This is a genomic window from Neisseria sp. P0014.S002 (assembly GCF_051958295.1).
Classification (GTDB): domain Bacteria; phylum Pseudomonadota; class Gammaproteobacteria; order Burkholderiales; family Neisseriaceae; genus Neisseria; species Neisseria flavescens_B.
Window position 1 is genome coordinate 96,588 of record NZ_JBQCVO010000006.1, and the last position, 15,510, is coordinate 112,097.

The window sequence follows — 15,510 nt, forward strand, 5'->3', positions numbered from 1 at the left end:
CGTTTAAAAACGGCGTAAAATACAAAATTCAGCCCTGAAGACAGATGTCCTTCAGGGCTGAATTTTTATGGCATTTCATATAAAAGGCCGTCTGAAACATTCAGACGGCCTTTTATTCACTTAATCAATTAAGCAAACGGATGATGCAAAACGATGGTTTCTTCACGATCAGGACCGGTTGAAACAATAGCCACAGGCGCACCACAAACTTCTTCAATACGTTTCAGATAAGCTTTAGCGTTTTCAGGCAGCTTGTCATATTCTTTCACACCGAAAGTCGACTCACTCCAACCCGGCATGGTTTCGTAAATCGGTTTGCAGGTTTCTACCGCATCAGAGCCGCAAGGCAGAATATCGGTTTTGCTGCCATCAGGCAATTCATAACCTACACAGATATTGATGTTCTCAATACCGTCCATCACGTCCAGCTTGGTAATGCACATACCGGAAATGCCGTTAACTTGAATAGAGCGTTTCAGAGCAGCCGCGTCAAACCAACCACAACGACGCGCACGACCGGTTACAGAACCGAATTCATGGCCGCGCTCAGCCAAGCCTGCACCCACTTCGTCAAACAATTCAGTCGGGAATGGACCGGAACCCACGCGGGTGGTATAGGCTTTAACGATACCCAAAACGTAATCCAGCATTTGCGGACCTACGCCTGCACCGGCAGAAGCAGCACCTGCCAAGCAGTTGGAGGAAGTTACAAACGGATAAGTGCCGTAGTCGATGTCCAGCAACGTACCTTGCGCACCTTCAAACAACAGGCTTTCGCCTTTGCGGTTTTTCTCGTTCAAAACACGGGAAACATCGGTAATCATCGGCGTAATGCGCGGCGCAACTTTTTCAATGACCGCCATTACATCTTCAACTTTTACCGGCTCGGCATTGTGCAGGTGTTGCAACTGAACATTGTAATAAGCCAAAACAGCTTCCAGTTTTTCAACCAGTTTTTCAGGGTGCAACAAGTCCACCACGCGAATCGCGCGACGGGCAACTTTATCTTCATAGGCTGGGCCGATGCCGCGACCGGTTGTACCAATTTTACTTTTACCGCGGGAAGCTTCGCGTGCTTGGTCGAGCGCAATGTGGTAAGGCAGAATCAATGGGCAGGTCGGCGCAATTTTCAGACGGCCTTCAACGTTTTTCACACCGGCAGCGTTCAATTCGTCGATTTCGCCCAACAATGCTTCAGGAGAAACGACAACGCCTGAGCCGATGAAACAGTCCAAAGTCTCATGCAAAATGCCGCTTGGAATCAGGCGCAAAATGGTTTTTTTGCCACCGACGACCAAAGTATGGCCGGCATTGTGGCCGCCTTGGAAACGTACAACACCGCTGGTTTCTTCCGCCAGCCAGTCAACAATCTTACCTTTGCCTTCATCACCCCATTGGGCACCGATTACGACAACATTTTTAGCCATAGCCATCTAACCTTATTTCAGATACAAAATTTCAAAATAAAACTCAATCGTTCAAAGCGATTACTTTCCAAATGCCGTCTACCTGTTTCAGACGGCCTGTAACCTCTTCCGAACCGTTATAGCCGATACCGTAATCGATAACGACACATTGTCCTTGTTCGCGCAAAGCATCTACCGCTTCTTGAGCCGCAGGCACGTCTTTTACATCGACAGCCACCACGGATTCCCGTCCGATAGCAGGAAGGCGGCCGATAAAGCTGCGCAAATCAAAACTGAATCCGGCCGCAGGACGCGCGCGTCCGAAGTATCCGCCTAATCCATCATAACGGCCGCCGCGTGCCACGGCATCATGACGGTTTGAACCATAAGCCGCGTAAAGCAAACCGGTATGGTAATTGTCAACGCGCAATTCCGACAAATCAATATGCACTTTTTGATTTGGGAACGCATCGCATACTGCCTGCAATTCATCCAAGGCCGCACTGACTGCGGACAATTCCGGTAATTTCTCTCTAGCCAAAGTCAGCACTTCACGACCGCCGTACAGCCGGGGCAACAGTGAAAAAGCTTTTGCCCACATACCGTCGAGTTTCCACTCTTTGACCAACTGGCTGACAGCCTCGGCATCTTTGTCCTGCATTGATGAAAGCAGGATTGCCGATTGCTGCTCATTCAAATGCGCGGCATTTGCCAAAGCACGGAATACGCCGATATGACCCAACGAAAGCAAAACTTCGCCCATGTCGGCAATCTTCATGCTTTTCAGCATCAAATCAATCAATTCAATATCCGCTTCAATGCCTTCCAAGCCATACATTTCCGCACCCGCCTGCAAAGGCTCGCGCATATTGAGCAATCCGTCAGGCCGCGCATGAAGCACCGAACCGGCATAGCATAAACGGTTGATGCCTTGGTTGGCAGAAAGCAAGTGGGCATCAATACGCGCCACCTGCGGCGTAATATCCGCGCGGATACCGAGCTGACGGCCGCTGAGCTGATCGACGACCAAAATGGTTTTCAAAGACAAACCAGCATCGATATGCGTCAATAAGGAATGGCTGTATTCCATCAACGGCGGTTGCACCAATTCATAACCATGCACGCAAAACAAAGCCAATAGCCGCTCACGGGCGCTTTCCAGTTGTCGGGCATTGGTCGGTAACACGTCGGCAACGTGTTCAGGAAGCTGCCAAGACTTCATGAGAATCTACCTCTGTTTTTTTTTGTAAACATAAAGGGCTGCTTAAATTTAAAACCAAATCAGCCTAACGACTGAAATTTTCCTGAATGCATCAATAGCAAATCCGATGCAGCTTCAACAAAACTGATTTTAAATTTAAACAGCCCCTGAGTAACGGCTTCAAACCGTCGAGTTATTAAAATCAGACTTTACCATATTAAAACGAATTTTGCACCCTGTTTACAGAGAACGTAAAAAAACATTAAAAACAAAGGCCGTCTGAAAACCAAATGCATAGCTGCATCGTTTTCAGACGGCCTTATTCATGCCTGAACAACCCGACGCTTAACGCCAGTAACGCCACCAAGGCATATCGTCAGATCGCCATTCGTGTTGCAAGAACGGGCTTTGCGGGAAGTTGGTTTCCAAAACACGGCGTGTATCGGCAGCCAGTTGCGGCTTGTCCAGTTTTTTGTACGCCAATTCCATCATCGCCAAAGCTTCTTCGACGTAACGGGTATTTTGGTAACGACTGACGATTTTTTGCGCACGGTTGACCGCTGCGACATAAGCACCGCGTTTCATGTAATAACGCGCCACAGACATCTCGTTACCGCCCAAAGCGTCCACCAGCTTGGCCATACGCTCGGTTGCATCAGCAGCGTATTTGCTGTTTGGATAACGTTGAACCAACTCGGCAAACGCCTGATAAGCATCACGGTTGGCTTTCGGGTCGCGGTCGGACCAGTCTTGGGAAGCCAGCTTGTTCAAGAAAGACTGGTCTTCGTTAAACAGCACCAAACCTTTCAAGTACAGCGCGTAGTCCATATTCGGATGTTGCGGATGATGGCGTTGGAAGCGCGCAATGGCAGCCAAGGCTTTTTCCGGCTCATCGTCTTTATAATAGGCATACGCCGTATCCAACTGGGACTGCTGTGCATAGCGGCCGTTTGGAAAACGGGATTCTAAAATTTCGTATAACTTGACAGCTCGCGTATAATTGTTGCTGTTCAATTCGTCTTGCGCTTCGGCATAAAGCTTTTCCACACTCCAATCTTGAGTAATTTGGGCGTCTTTATCGATTGTGCCTTTATTTGCGCAGGCACTCAGTGCCAAACCTAAAGAAACTACTAAAAGAATTTTTTTCATGCAGAATACTTCCTTTGATAACGAAGCCGATTATAGCGATGATTTAGACTTTCCGTCATCCCCTGAAACAGAAAGTTGTGTTAATTTGACCGTTCCGCTCGAAATGGCGGGCGGAAGGCTGGATGCCGTATTGGCCAAACTCATGCCCGACTACTCGCGCAGCCGCCTGAGTTCGTGGATTAAAGAGGGTGCTGTCATTGTAAACGATAAGCCCGCGCAACCCAAAGATAAAATGATAGGCGGCGAATTGATTGCCGTTACGGTACGTCCGAGCGAAGAAAACCTCGCGTTCATGCCCGAGCCTATGGATTTGGACATTATTTATGAAGACGATACCGTCATCGTCATCAACAAACCGGCCGGATTGGTCGTTCATCCTGCCGCAGGCAACTGGAGCGGCACCCTGCTCAACGGCCTGTTGGCGCACTGTCCCGAATTAAGCCAAGTGCCGCGTGCGGGCATCGTACACCGTTTGGACAAAGAAACCAGCGGCCTGATGGTGATCGCCAAGACCCTGCCGGCACAAAACTCACTGGTTCAACAGCTTCAAGAGCGTACAGTCAAACGCATTTACCGTGCAGTCGCCAACGGCATCGTCCCTTTTGACGGCAAAATCGAAACCCAAATCGGCCGCGATCCGCACAACCGCCTGAAAATGGCAGTCGTCAAATTCGGCGGCAAACCTGCCATTACCCACGTCAAAGTGTTGGAACGTTATCTGGCGCACAGTTACATCGAATGCTCGCTCGAAACCGGCCGCACGCACCAAATCCGCGTTCATATGCGCGAAGCCAACCATCCGCTGGCCGCCGACCCTGTTTACGGCAACCTGCGCCATCCATGCAGCGACGCGGTTAAAGAAGCCATCAAAGCCCTCGGCGCGCGCCAAGCCCTGCATGCCTACCGCTTGAGCTTTGTGCACCCGAAAACCGGCGAAACCGTTTCCTTTGAAGCGCCTATGCCTGACGATATGTACCACCTGCTTTCCGTCCTGCGTCTGGAAGCCGGTTTGGATTCGTCTTTGAGTAACGAGGAAGAATGGCAAGAGAAATTCGGCATGGACGATGACGACGATTGGAATGAAGACGACTACGATGTCGAAGTCGTTTATGTAAGGGATTAAACCCATTTTTCAGACGGCCTAAAATATTATTTGAGGCCGTCTGAAATCAATCCGTTCCAATATTTCAGCGATTCTAAAATTATGAAAACCATCACAGATACCCTAAACCTCGCCCCGCAAGGTAAGAATTTTTTGACTGCCGACTGGCCTGCCCCTACCAATATTAAAACGCTTATTACCACACGCAACGGCGGTGTCAGCGAAGGCGTGTACCGCAGCCTGAATGTCGGTTCGCACGTCGGTGACAATCTGGAAGCCGTGCTCCGCAACCGCGAAATCGTACAGGAACAAGTCGGCCTGCCCGTTGCCTACCTTAATCAAATCCACAGCACCATTGTTGTAAATGCCGCAGAAGCGTTAGGCAATACGCCCGATGCCGATGCTTCGGTTGATACGACGGGTACGGTTGCCTGCGCTTCAATGACTGCCGATTGCCTGCCTGTCTTGTTTTGTGACAAAGCAGGTACAGTCGTTGCGGCGGCTCATGCAGGTTGGCGCGGTTTGGCCGGCGGCGTTTTGCAAAATACCATTGCAGCAATGAATGTCGAGCCGTTGGAAATCATGGCCTATCTCGCGCCTGCCATCGGCCCTGATGCGTTTGAGGTGGGGCAAGATGTATTTGATGCGTTTTGCACACCTATGCCGGAAGCTGCCGATGCGTTTGAAGACATCGGCGGCGGCAAATACCTTGCCAACATTTATGCTTTGGCGCGCATGGTTCTGCACCGCGAAGGCGTGAACATGATTTATGGCGGCACTCATTGCACCGTCTTGGAACGCGATACTTTCTTCTCCTACCGCCGCGACGGACAAACCGGCCGCATGGTCAGCCTGATTTGGTTGGAAAAATAAGATTTGCACCATCAAAGACAAGGTCGTCTGAAATATTTTCCGTTTGCGGTTTCAGACGGCCTAAACATTATTCGTTATAATCCGACGATACCGTAACCGGTTTCAACGAAGGAATATCCAATGAAAAAAATCCTATTGCCTGCACTCGCCCTATTGCTTGCCTCTTGCGGTTTCCACCTGAAAGGCACAGGCGTGACTTCGCAGCCGCTGCCTTATCAAAATTGGCATGTAGAAGGCGGAGCTGTCATGCAAAAAGCGCTGGAAAATGCCTTACGCCGTGCCGACGGTCATCCGGTTAGCGAAGCCGAATCACAAATCACCCTGCGCGTTGTCGACTTCCAAAAACGCCGCGATATCTACACCATCACCCGCGCCGCCGCAATCAACGAATACCTGCTGGCCATGACCATCAAAGCCCAAGCCTTCCGTAACGGCGAGCCGGTTGGCGAACCGATGGAAGTTAAGGTTCACCGCACCATGGACTACGCCGACAGCGAAGTTTTGGGCAAACAGGAAGAGGAAGAAACCATTTGGTCTGAAATGCGCATCGACGCCGCAGATCAAATCGTCCGCCGCCTGACTTTCCTGAAAGCACAATAATGGCTGCCGCGTCCATTGAGAGCCTGCGCCCCGATACGCCGCTCCAACCGTTGTACATTATTCACGGCGAAGAGGATTTGTTGCGCATCGAGGCTTTGGATACCCTGCGCGCGGCCGCAAAAAAACAAGGCTATCTCAACCGCGAAGTCTATACCGCCGAAAACAATTTTGACTGGAACGAGCTGTTGCAAAGTGCCGGCAGCGCAGGTTTGTTTGCCGATTTGAAACTACTGGAAATCCACATTCCCAACGGCAAACCCGGCAAAAACGGAGGCGATGCCCTGCAAGCCTTCGCCGAACGCCTGCCCGAAGATACGGTTACGCTCATCCTCCTGCCCAAGCTTGAAAAAGCGCAAATCCAGTCCAAATGGTTTTCCGCATTGGCAGGCAAAGGCATCATCTTAGAAGCCAAAGCCGTTGCGCCACATGCTTTGCCGCAATGGATACAGGGCCGTCTGAAACAGCAGGGTTTAGATATTGAACCTGAAGCACTCGCCCTTTTTGCCGAGCGCGTCGAAGGCAATCTTTTGGCCGCCCGTCAGGAAATCGAAAAACTCGCCCTGCTCCACCCCCAAGGCCATTTAATCAATATTGCCGATGCAGAGGCCGCGGTTGCCACCGTCGCCCGCTTCGACGTATTCCAACTGGCAGGCGCATGGATGAAAGGCGATGCCCTGCGCGTTTCCCGTTTACTGGACGGCTTGGAAGAAGAAGGCGAAGAGCCGGTTTTGCTGTTGTGGGCGGTTGCCGAAGACATCCGCACCCTAATCCGCCTGACTGCCGCACTCAAGCAGGGACAAAACATCCAAAGCCTGCGCAACAGCCTGCGCTTATGGGGCGACAAGCAGACCCTTGCACCGATGGCGGCCAAACGCATTTCCATCAACCGCCTGCTCGACGCACTCAAAACCTGCGCCAAAATCGACCGCATCATCAAAGGCGCGGAAGAAGGCGATGCATGGACTGAGTTCAAACAACTCATTACCTCGCTGGCCGCTTGAAACCGTTGCCACGTGTCAAGAAACTTGCACGCAATACGCCCCAAAAACAGAAAATACTGTAAAATAGCGTAAACTTAAATTCAGGCCGTCTGAACCTCGCATTTCAGACGGCCTCTTCCAGCAAAAAACAAGGAAACACCAACCATATGGATAATAAAACCAAACTTCGCATCGGCGGTCTGGCCCTGCTGACCACTGCCGTATTAAGCCTCATCATCGTTCTGATCGTCGATTCATGGCCGCTGGCCATCCTGTTGGCCGTCATCATCGTGGCCGCTGCCGCAGGCGGTTTCGTTTGGACTTCACGCCGTCAGCAACGCCAATTCCTCGAACGCCTGAAAAAATTCGACATCGATCCGGAAAAAGGCCGTATCAACGAAGCCAACCTGCGCCGTATGTACCACAGCGGCGGCCAACATCAAAAAGACGCGATTACCTTGGTTTGCCTGTCACAAAAATGTTCCGTTGACGAAGCGCACGCCATCTTCAAAAAACGTCCGACCCGTCAGGAAATGAACCAAATGGCTGCCCAACAGGCACGCGGTCAAAAACGTCCACATCGCTAATCCCGACAGTAACAGGCCGTCTGAACATCCTATCCCGTTTCAGACGGCCTGTTTTTATTTCCATCAAACCCATTTCCGTTTCCATCGCATTATGACCCGTCTTCCTACCGCCCCACTCAAACGCCGCCTCGCCGCACTGGTTTACGAACTTCTGCTGACCGGCGCCGTGACCAGCATTGCCGCCCTTGCAGCCGGTATTGTCGCCATCTTTCTCAATCCCGTTTCCACGCGCCTGTCCATGCTGGCAACCTGTCTGATTCTGTTCTACGCATGGTGGCTCTACTTCCGCGCCAACTGGCACAAAAAAGGCCAAACCCTCGCCATGCAGACATGGAAAATCGGTTTAGCCGATAAAAACGATACCCAGCCGCCCCTGCCGCAGCTGCGCCTGCGCTTTATTTGGGCAAGCATTTTTATTGTTTTCATTCCCCTGTTTGCCTACGCCGGATTGCGCCATCTGCTCAATATCCCTCCTAAAGGCGCATTCGGCGCCGCGCTCATTTGGCTCATCCTGCCATGGGGCTTCGCCCTGTTCCAGCCCGACCACCAGTTCCTCTATGACTTTTTGGCCGGAACAAGGCTGGTGGATTTGAATCAGAAGAAAACAAACGAATAAAATCCGCAAGCATCTCTAATTCTTAATAAAATAAAGGCCGTCTGAAACTCAAGATAAGTTTCAGACGGCCTTTAATCATAACATCAAGCAATAATTATTCTTGCCAACGTTTGAACACCAGTGATGTATTGACACCGCCAAAAGCAAAGTTATTGCTGACCACATAATCGGTTTGAATCTCGCGTCCGCCTGTTTGAATGTAATCCACCTTACCGCAACGCGGATCGATGTTTTCCAAATTAACGGTCGGCGCAAACCAGCCGTTGTTCATCATTTCGATGGTAAACCAGGCTTCCAATGCCCCGCACGCGCCGAGTGTATGGCCGAGATAGCTTTTTTGCGAACTCATCGGCACAAAACCAAATACTGCCTCAGTCGCCAATGTTTCGGCAATATCGCCTTTTTCGGTCGCCGTACCGTGGCCACTGACATAGCCGACTTTATCAGGCGTAATACCGGCGTCTTTCAGCGCAAGCTCCATACATTTTTGCATGGTCTCTTTTTGCGGTTGAGTAACGTGGCTGCCGTCGCTGTTGGCACCATAGCCGACAAGCTCGGCATAGATTTTCGCACCGCGCACACGGGCGTGTTCCAATTCTTCCAATACAAAAATGCCTGCTCCTTCGCCGATGACCAATCCGTCTCGAGCGTTGTCGTAAGGGCGTGGCGTCAGCTCAGGTTCGCCGTTGCGGCGGCTGGCTGCATAAAGCGAGTCGAAAACATAAACTTCAGACGGACAAAACTCTTCGCCTCCGCCGGCCAACATCATATCAATCAGGCCGTATTTAATCGCTTCATAAGCATAACCAATGCCTTGGCTACCCGAAGAACACGCGCTCGAAGTCGGGATAATGCGGCCTTTCAAGCCGAAGAAAATACCGATATTGGCGGCAGTCGTATGCGGCATCATGCGCACATAAGTATTGGTGTTGAAATTGCGCGATGTGCCGGTGAGCAAAAGCTCACCCATATCGCCAATGTCTTTGGTACTGCCGACAGACGAACCGCACGCCACGCCCATACGGCCGTCGGTAATGCTTTCATCGCCCAGCAAGCCTGCATCCGTCAAAGCTTGTTCCGCCGCATCGACACACAAATGCGACACGCGTCCCATGCTTCTGAGCTGCTTGCGCGTCCAGTGTTCGGGAGGAGAATAGCCTTCAATCGGCGCCCCCAGTTGCGCTTCCAATTCAGGAAAACGTTCTCTCCAGTCCATGTATTTGACGGCATTTTTTTCGGCTTTAAAGGCCGTCTGAATACTTTGCCAATCACGGCCGAAAGCGGTAATACCGCCGATACCTGTTACTACGACTCTTCTGGTATTCAACACAAACCTCCGTTCACAGCAATCACTTGGCGCGTAATGTACGCCGCTTTTTCATCCATCAAAAAGCGCACCGCATGCGCCACTTCCTCGGGCAATCCCATACGCGCGACAGGGACGGCCTTTAAGATTTCTTCGACAGGCACGTTCTCATCGATAATATCGGTATCGATAAGGCCCGGCGCCACGCAGTTGACGGTAATTTTGCGTTTAGCCAACTCAACCGCCAGGGCTTTTGCCGCGCCGATTAGGCCCGCTTTGGACGCGCTGTAATTGACCTGACCACGGTTGCCCGTCAAACCGGACACCGATGCCATGCACACAATCCGTCCGGCTTTGCGGCGGCGGATCATCGGCATGGTCAAAGGGTGCAACACATTATAAAAACCGTCCAAATTGGTACGCAGTACCAAGTCCCAATCATCATCTGTAAAAGCAGGAAACGCATTGTCTCGCGTCAGACCGGCATTCAGTACTACGCCGTAATATGTGCCGTTTGCCTCAATGTCGGCAGTCAAAATTTCTCGGCAGGCTTCGCGGTTGGACACGTCAAACTGCAACACGCGCGCATTTCTACCCAATGTACGGATTTCTTCCGCGACGGCTTCTGCTTCATCGCGGCGGCTGCGGCAGTGGACGACAATATCAAAGCCGTCCTGCGCCAAACCAAGCGCGATGGCTTTGCCAATACCGCGATTAGACCCTGTAATTAAAATAGTTTCACTCATACATTTTCTCACTATATCGACGGGCCGTCTGAATCTTTGTCTTTTCAGACGGCCTTGTAAACGGTTTAAATGATTTGACCGTCTTTCGGACTGTACACATTTAAAGAAGCTTTTGCCAGCAAACCGTCCGGCGGCAACAGATGCTTCACATCTTCCGGCGCATCCGTCCAACGCAACTCGCAATCAAATACGCCCATACCGACCAAATCCTGAATGGACACATGCGCCCTAACTTCCAGCTCAGTACCGACAGGCACGGAATCGGCAAACAAATCCAGCTTGCGCGTTCCCAATAAAAAACCCAAGCGGACAGGCTCTCCGGCCTTTAAAGCCTCAATGCCTGCGAACGCGCCTATGCCCTGCGCCATCAATTCCATATAAGCCATAGACGGCAACACACCATCCTGCAGCAAAATATGCTTGTCGCCAACCGGCGCACGGCAAACCGTATAGTCATCGCCAAATTCTTTCACACAATCGATTAGCACCATATGTCCGCTGTGCGGAAGCAGCGAAGCCACATCATAAATCGGGGCACTCGGTATTGAAGGCATAAAATGTCATCCGGGAATAAATTACGTTACAATATGCATTATAACAGAGCCTAGCTTTTACTAACCCATTTCATTACAATGTATGAAAATGTAAAACATTGAAAGATATCATGCCTCAAAACGTTTGCCGTTTCAGCTTCAATATCGCCGCATGGCAGGCCTCCTCCAGCAAAATCAGTACGCCGGAGCAATGGCAGGACTGGGCGCAGGGAAAACTCGATACCGCCTCACTACCGGAGTGCAAACCCGCGCTCTCCTTTTTGCCGCCTATGCAACGCCGCCGCTTGGGAAAAACGGCGCGCTTGGTTTGTGATGCCGCATGGAATCTGGCCGACCAATATCCTGAAAGCGTACCGGTGTACGTTTCTCACGACGGCGAAAGCAACCGCAGCTTTGAATTGTGGCAAGAGCTTTTGAACACGCATACCGTATCGCCGACCTCATTCGGCCTGTCCGTCCACAACGCAACAATTGGGCAATGGTCGATGTTGCGTAAAGACATGAGCGAGCATACCGCGTTGGCCGTTGCCGCCGATTCCTTTGAAACCGCGCTGACCGAGGCATTCGCGCTTTTGCAAGACGGCGCACTATCCGTTTTAGTGATTGTTGCCGATGATCCGTTGTCTGAAGACTATCCCGTCTTGGCTACACGTGCGCCGTTTGCCTATGCATTGGCACTGGTCATCACAAAGGGCGAAGACTATACCTTAAGCTTGGAAACCACATCCGAAAGGCCGTCTGAAAACCCTAACGATACAACAGTCGAGCCCTATTGGAGCAGCTTGGAGTGGGTACGCTTCCTGCTTTTAGACGACCGACAACACACGCAACACTATGCCGGTAGAAACTGGCACTGGCAGAAAAACGTATGAAGACTTTAGACTATTTCCGTCGCTTTTTTGCCACACTCTTCGGCTTCATCCTCTTCGGCGTTGCAGGCGTATTGTTCAAAATCGCACTCTTGCCCTATACGCTAAAATCGACCAAAGGCGACATCAAACGCCAACTTGAAGCAAGACGCATGATAGGCAGAGTTTGGCGTTTCTTTGTCGGCTATCTGCAATGGTCGGGCGTATTGAGCGTCCGCTTCAACGGCTTGGAAAAACTCGGCAGGCCCGGCCAGCTCATTCTTGCCAACCATCCCTCGCTTTTGGATGTCGTCTTGCTGATCAGCCACTATTCCGAGCCGAACGTACTGGTTAAAAAAGACCTGTTGCACAACCCCAGCATGAAAAGCCAGATTATCGCTTCCGGCTACATCCCTAACGATGAAAGCATGGAAATGCTGGAAGAAATCGACGCCGTGTTCAAAAGCGGACAAAGTTTGCTGATTTTCCCCGAAGGCACGCGCACAGGCTGGGACGGACAGGTTAAAATGCACCGTGGCGCGGTATCGCTCGGTTTGCGCAGCGCATCAGTCATCACGCCCGTGTGCATCAAGATGACGCCGCCCAATTTTAAAAAGGGGCAACCGTGGTACAAAATCCCGCCACAAAAAATTCATTATGAAATTACCGTCGGCGACGACATCCTGCCAGAAGAATGGCTGGCAGAAAAACCCCTGCCCATCGCCGCACGCCGTTTAAACGAATACCTGCAAGACTATTTTACAAGGAAAACCACATGAGCAATTTAGAAAACCAAATCAAACAATTAATCATCGACAGCTTAGGTCTGGAAGACATTACCGTTGCCGACATCGGCAGCGAAGATCCGCTTTTCGGCGACGACGGCCTGGGTCTGGATTCGGTTGACGCATTGGAACTTGGTTTGGCCGTACAAAAAACCTTCGGCTTCCAGCTCGACGGTGAAAACGACAACCTGCGCGAAAACTTTGCCAACGTCAAAACTCTGGCCGAGTTCGTCAAGAGCCGCCAAGCATAAGGGAGAGACAAGATGACCGAACAAGAAGTACGCACCCTGCTGACCGATGCACTGGTTAACCTGTTTGAAATCGAACCAGAACGCATCAAACCCGAAACCAACCTCTACGAAGATTTGGAAATCGACAGCATCGACGCCATCGACCTTATCGACCACATCAAACGCGAAACCGGCCGTAAACTGCAAGCCGAAGACTTCCGTAATGTGCGCACCGTAGAAGACGTGGTTCAAGCGGTTTTTAAAGTACAACAAGATTCCTGATTCCGCTTTGAATCAGCATATTTTCAGACGGCCTTGTCAATCCGCAAGGTCGTCTGAACATCAATAAACAACATCAACCTTTCTCACTTATCCATAATATACAACTGACACCATGAAAAAATTCATTTCCCTACTGCTCTTACTCCCCGCCTTGTCTGCGCACGCTGAAATTTCTCTCATCAAAAAAATGACACATACCGAGTGTATGCAAGTCATCCGTGATTCATTGGATATGTATAACGATATAGTTTTTTGTGAAAAAGAGGCAAACGATGAGGCTGAAGACAACGGTTCGCTGGCATCGACTATGGCTGGATTTATCAACAGTAAATCAGCAATGTCGCCCATCTGCCCAACAGTCAAAAAAATGACCAAACAAGAGCAAACTCAATTTTATTCCCGCTATCCACAATCTCATGAACCCAAAGAGGTGGCAAAATTCTGTACCCCGAAAAACCGCAAACACATTGCCAAGCTCTATCCAAAATACTATAAGCTGCTCGTAGAATATGAAGCCTTTGAAAAAAATAAAAATAAGGAAGAAAACGAATAACCCAAGACGCCATCGACCTTATTGACCACATCAAACGCGAAAGCGACCGCAAACTGCAACCGGCAAACCTGCTCAAAGAACAATGATATTAATTGACTTCTCTCTTACGAAACAAAATATTTAATATCAAATCAATAATTTTCAACTGGAGAGTTATAAATATGGAATCATCTTTATCATCGATCTTTATTGTTCTTGCATTGTTATCTACCGGTTTCCTATCTGGTAAATTTCTTGCACCACCCCTTCGACAAGTCCTACTCAAACCCCTGTCCTTTATTGTCCTGCTGCTGCTCTTTTTCATGGGCTATGAGTTCGGCGGCGTCTTTACCGACCCGAATCTGGGCGCGGACATCGTCAAATATGCCCTGCTGCTCGCACTGATTATCAGCGCGTTTACCTTGATTGCGCTTTATCGCAAACCCGAAGCCTCGACTGCTCCCACTCCATCGGGCAGCTTTATCAAACCCTTTTACGGCTGTTTCAAAGCCTTTGCTTTTTTCGGTTTGGGTGTCGCGACATTTGCCTTTTTCGGGCGACAGGTCGGCAATCTGCCCATCGACAGCACCCATATCCTCTATCTGCTGATTTTCATGGTTGGCATAGACTTGGTTCATTTCCAGCTTGGCGGATTCGGACGTAGGATTTTCCTGCTGCCGCTTCTGACCGTTGCTGCAACCGCCGCCGCGTGTTTCGTTTTTTCGCTATGTTCGCCCTATTCGTTTGCCCAAAGCCTGGTATTGTCTGGCGGTTTCGGCTGGTTCTCCCTTTCGGGTCCTATGGTTGGAAAAGCTGTATCGCCCGAAATGGGTGCGGCAGCGTTTATGACCGATTTTTTCCGCGAAATGATCAGCATCGTCTTCCTGTATTTCTACGGACGAAAGCAGCCTATGGCGGCAATCGGCATTTCTGGCGCAGCGGCAATGGACTCCGCCCTACCCTTTGTCAAAGAAAACTGCCGTGTCGAATACATCAAATACGCCATCGTCAGCGGCTTTATCCTGACCCTTGTCGCACCGTTTTTTCTGTCCGCCGCCATTGCCATGTTGAACTGACCCTGCTATTTTACAAACAACTTTCAGACGACCTTTCCCCCTCAAAAAACCCCAAAAGTCGTCTGAAACCGAACACCATTATGAAAACACTGGGAAAACTCCTACTGACCCTCGCCAGCCTCGCCTATCCGCTTCTATGGTATTACGGAAGGGAAAACGGCGCATTTTTCTGGCTTGCAGTGGCCATGTGTGTGTTATGGCTGATACGCGCCGCCATGCCGCAAACCACAGCCCAACGCATTACGGCGATTATCCTTGCAGCCTTTTTTGCGGCGGTACTTGTTTTCAGATGGCCCGACTCGATGTATTGGTATCCCGTTGCCGTCAATGCGCTGATGCTTGCCGTTTTCGGCGGCAGCCTGTTTGCCAAACAAACGGTTATCGAACGCCTCGCTCGACTGCAACACCCCGACCTGCCGCCCGAAGGTGTGCTGCATACCCGTCGGGTTACGCAAATCTGGTGCGCGTTCTTTATCTTCAACGGCGCAACCGCCGCCATTTTGGCAGGCTTGCAATATTACGATTGGTGGGCGGCTTATACAGGCATTGTGTCGTATGTGTTAATGGGAATCTTATTTGCCGGAGAGTGGATTTATCGGAAATTGGTTTTGAAGGTTTAAACCATTAAAAATATTTC

19 protein-coding genes are annotated in these 15,510 nt (G+C 50.5%); 13 read left to right on the forward strand and 6 right to left on the reverse strand.

Going from position 1 to position 15,510, the window contains the following annotated elements:
* Positions 1-128 precede the first annotated feature (128 nt).
* From ACTHSX_RS07480 to ACTHSX_RS07490, 3 genes are all read right to left on the reverse strand, one after another.
* Positions 129-1,427 carry an adenylosuccinate synthase gene (locus ACTHSX_RS07480; RefSeq protein WP_070585699.1) on the reverse strand — a complete coding sequence of 433 codons (1,299 nt, stop codon included), beginning with the start codon at positions 1,425-1,427 and terminating at the stop codon, positions 129-131.
* A gap of 43 nt (positions 1,428-1,470) precedes the next feature.
* Positions 1,471-2,628, reverse strand: a complete 1,158-nt coding sequence (locus tag ACTHSX_RS07485) for an ATP phosphoribosyltransferase regulatory subunit (RefSeq protein ID WP_440377269.1) — start codon at positions 2,626-2,628, stop codon at positions 1,471-1,473.
* A 324-nt stretch (positions 2,629-2,952) separates the two neighbouring features.
* A complete protein-coding gene (locus ACTHSX_RS07490; RefSeq protein WP_049328486.1) occupies positions 2,953-3,756 on the reverse strand; it encodes an outer membrane protein assembly factor BamD in 804 nt (267 codons plus the stop codon).
* Here ACTHSX_RS07490 and rluD point away from each other — a divergent pair.
* The 6 genes from rluD to ACTHSX_RS07520 all read left to right on the forward strand — a co-directional run bounded on the left by rluD (position 3,755) and on the right by ACTHSX_RS07520 (position 8,514).
* Entirely contained in the window at positions 3,755-4,879 is a 1,125-nt protein-coding gene (rluD, locus tag ACTHSX_RS07495; RefSeq protein ID WP_440377270.1) for a 23S rRNA pseudouridine(1911/1915/1917) synthase RluD, read from the forward strand. The genes ACTHSX_RS07490 and rluD overlap by 2 nt on opposite strands.
* Positions 4,880-4,960: 81 nt before the next feature.
* Positions 4,961-5,731, forward strand: a complete 771-nt coding sequence (gene pgeF, locus ACTHSX_RS07500; RefSeq protein ID WP_440377271.1) for a peptidoglycan editing factor PgeF — start codon at positions 4,961-4,963, stop codon at positions 5,729-5,731.
* A gap of 120 nt (positions 5,732-5,851) precedes the next feature.
* The gene (locus ACTHSX_RS07505) at positions 5,852-6,331 is read left to right on the forward strand and encodes an LPS-assembly lipoprotein LptE (protein ID WP_070747970.1); all 480 of its coding nucleotides are present in this window, start codon (positions 5,852-5,854) and stop codon (positions 6,329-6,331) included.
* Positions 6,331-7,332, forward strand: a complete 1,002-nt coding sequence (gene holA / locus ACTHSX_RS07510) for a DNA polymerase III subunit delta (protein WP_440377272.1) — start codon at positions 6,331-6,333, stop codon at positions 7,330-7,332. Before ACTHSX_RS07505 ends, holA begins: the two co-directional genes overlap by 1 nt.
* Before the next feature lie 146 nt (positions 7,333-7,478).
* The gene (locus ACTHSX_RS07515; RefSeq protein WP_003746427.1) at positions 7,479-7,898 is read left to right on the forward strand and encodes a hypothetical protein; all 420 of its coding nucleotides are present in this window, start codon (positions 7,479-7,481) and stop codon (positions 7,896-7,898) included.
* A gap of 91 nt (positions 7,899-7,989) precedes the next feature.
* The gene (locus ACTHSX_RS07520; RefSeq protein WP_440377273.1) at positions 7,990-8,514 is read left to right on the forward strand and encodes an RDD family protein; all 525 of its coding nucleotides are present in this window, start codon (positions 7,990-7,992) and stop codon (positions 8,512-8,514) included.
* 94 nt (positions 8,515-8,608) lie between these two features.
* On the opposite strand, the gene ACTHSX_RS07525 is transcribed toward ACTHSX_RS07520, so the two are convergent.
* From ACTHSX_RS07525 to ACTHSX_RS07535, 3 genes are all read right to left on the reverse strand, one after another.
* Positions 8,609-9,844 (reverse strand): beta-ketoacyl-ACP synthase, encoded by a 1,236-nt coding sequence (locus ACTHSX_RS07525; protein ID WP_440377274.1) that lies wholly within the window; start codon positions 9,842-9,844, stop codon positions 8,609-8,611.
* Positions 9,838-10,566 (reverse strand): 3-oxoacyl-ACP reductase FabG, encoded by a 729-nt coding sequence (gene fabG, locus ACTHSX_RS07530; protein WP_440377275.1) that lies wholly within the window; start codon positions 10,564-10,566, stop codon positions 9,838-9,840. Before fabG ends, ACTHSX_RS07525 begins: the two co-directional genes overlap by 7 nt.
* A 65-nt stretch (positions 10,567-10,631) precedes the next feature.
* Entirely contained in the window at positions 10,632-11,120 is a 489-nt protein-coding gene (locus tag ACTHSX_RS07535) for an ApeP family dehydratase (protein WP_440377276.1), read from the reverse strand.
* 110 nt (positions 11,121-11,230) lie between these two features.
* Between ACTHSX_RS07535 and ACTHSX_RS07540 the strand changes: the two genes are divergently transcribed.
* From ACTHSX_RS07540 to ACTHSX_RS07570, 7 genes are all read left to right on the forward strand, one after another.
* A complete protein-coding gene (locus ACTHSX_RS07540) occupies positions 11,231-11,992 on the forward strand; it encodes a beta-ketoacyl synthase chain length factor (RefSeq protein ID WP_440377277.1) in 762 nt (253 codons plus the stop codon).
* The gene (locus tag ACTHSX_RS07545) at positions 11,989-12,747 is read left to right on the forward strand and encodes a lysophospholipid acyltransferase family protein (protein WP_049322183.1); all 759 of its coding nucleotides are present in this window, start codon (positions 11,989-11,991) and stop codon (positions 12,745-12,747) included. Before ACTHSX_RS07540 ends, ACTHSX_RS07545 begins: the two co-directional genes overlap by 4 nt.
* Entirely contained in the window at positions 12,744-13,004 is a 261-nt protein-coding gene (locus tag ACTHSX_RS07550) for a phosphopantetheine-binding protein (RefSeq protein WP_003680822.1), read from the forward strand. Before ACTHSX_RS07545 ends, ACTHSX_RS07550 begins: the two co-directional genes overlap by 4 nt.
* 12 nt (positions 13,005-13,016) lie before the next feature.
* The gene (locus ACTHSX_RS07555) at positions 13,017-13,265 is read left to right on the forward strand and encodes an acyl carrier protein (RefSeq protein ID WP_070585688.1); all 249 of its coding nucleotides are present in this window, start codon (positions 13,017-13,019) and stop codon (positions 13,263-13,265) included.
* A gap of 112 nt (positions 13,266-13,377) precedes the next feature.
* On the forward strand, positions 13,378-13,818 hold the full coding sequence (locus ACTHSX_RS07560; RefSeq protein WP_070585687.1) for a hypothetical protein: 441 nt from the start codon (positions 13,378-13,380) through the stop codon (positions 13,816-13,818).
* Between the two features lie 161 nt (positions 13,819-13,979).
* Positions 13,980-14,873, forward strand: a complete 894-nt coding sequence (locus ACTHSX_RS07565; RefSeq protein WP_440377278.1) for a lysine exporter LysO family protein — start codon at positions 13,980-13,982, stop codon at positions 14,871-14,873.
* 80 nt (positions 14,874-14,953) lie between these two features.
* Positions 14,954-15,493, forward strand: a complete 540-nt coding sequence (locus ACTHSX_RS07570; RefSeq protein WP_440377279.1) for a hypothetical protein — start codon at positions 14,954-14,956, stop codon at positions 15,491-15,493.
* The last annotated feature ends 17 nt before the right edge of the window (positions 15,494-15,510 follow it).

Bases quoted from the DNA above. Each gene is read 5' to 3' on its own strand.
- ACTHSX_RS07480 (WP_070585699.1), bottom strand. From the start codon at position 1,427: ATGGCTAAAAATGTTGTCGTAATCGGTGCCCAATGGGGTGATGAAGGC.
- ACTHSX_RS07485 (WP_440377269.1), bottom strand. From the start codon at position 2,628: ATGAAGTCTTGGCAGCTTCCTGAACACGTTGCCGACGTGTTACCGACC.
- rluD (WP_440377270.1), top strand. From the start codon at position 3,755: ATGCAGAATACTTCCTTTGATAACGAAGCCGATTATAGCGATGATTTA.
- ACTHSX_RS07490 (WP_049328486.1), bottom strand. From the start codon at position 3,756: ATGAAAAAAATTCTTTTAGTAGTTTCTTTAGGTTTGGCACTGAGTGCC.
- pgeF (WP_440377271.1), top strand. From the start codon at position 4,961: ATGAAAACCATCACAGATACCCTAAACCTCGCCCCGCAAGGTAAGAAT.
- ACTHSX_RS07505 (WP_070747970.1), top strand. From the start codon at position 5,852: ATGAAAAAAATCCTATTGCCTGCACTCGCCCTATTGCTTGCCTCTTGC.
- holA (WP_440377272.1), top strand. From the start codon at position 6,331: ATGGCTGCCGCGTCCATTGAGAGCCTGCGCCCCGATACGCCGCTCCAA.
- ACTHSX_RS07515 (WP_003746427.1), top strand. From the start codon at position 7,479: ATGGATAATAAAACCAAACTTCGCATCGGCGGTCTGGCCCTGCTGACC.
- ACTHSX_RS07520 (WP_440377273.1), top strand. From the start codon at position 7,990: ATGACCCGTCTTCCTACCGCCCCACTCAAACGCCGCCTCGCCGCACTG.
- fabG (WP_440377275.1), bottom strand. From the start codon at position 10,566: ATGAGTGAAACTATTTTAATTACAGGGTCTAATCGCGGTATTGGCAAA.
- ACTHSX_RS07535 (WP_440377276.1), bottom strand. From the start codon at position 11,120: ATGCCTTCAATACCGAGTGCCCCGATTTATGATGTGGCTTCGCTGCTT.
- ACTHSX_RS07540 (WP_440377277.1), top strand. From the start codon at position 11,231: ATGCCTCAAAACGTTTGCCGTTTCAGCTTCAATATCGCCGCATGGCAG.
- ACTHSX_RS07545 (WP_049322183.1), top strand. From the start codon at position 11,989: ATGAAGACTTTAGACTATTTCCGTCGCTTTTTTGCCACACTCTTCGGC.
- ACTHSX_RS07550 (WP_003680822.1), top strand. From the start codon at position 12,744: ATGAGCAATTTAGAAAACCAAATCAAACAATTAATCATCGACAGCTTA.
- ACTHSX_RS07555 (WP_070585688.1), top strand. From the start codon at position 13,017: ATGACCGAACAAGAAGTACGCACCCTGCTGACCGATGCACTGGTTAAC.
- ACTHSX_RS07560 (WP_070585687.1), top strand. From the start codon at position 13,378: ATGAAAAAATTCATTTCCCTACTGCTCTTACTCCCCGCCTTGTCTGCG.
- ACTHSX_RS07565 (WP_440377278.1), top strand. From the start codon at position 13,980: ATGGAATCATCTTTATCATCGATCTTTATTGTTCTTGCATTGTTATCT.
- ACTHSX_RS07570 (WP_440377279.1), top strand. From the start codon at position 14,954: ATGAAAACACTGGGAAAACTCCTACTGACCCTCGCCAGCCTCGCCTAT.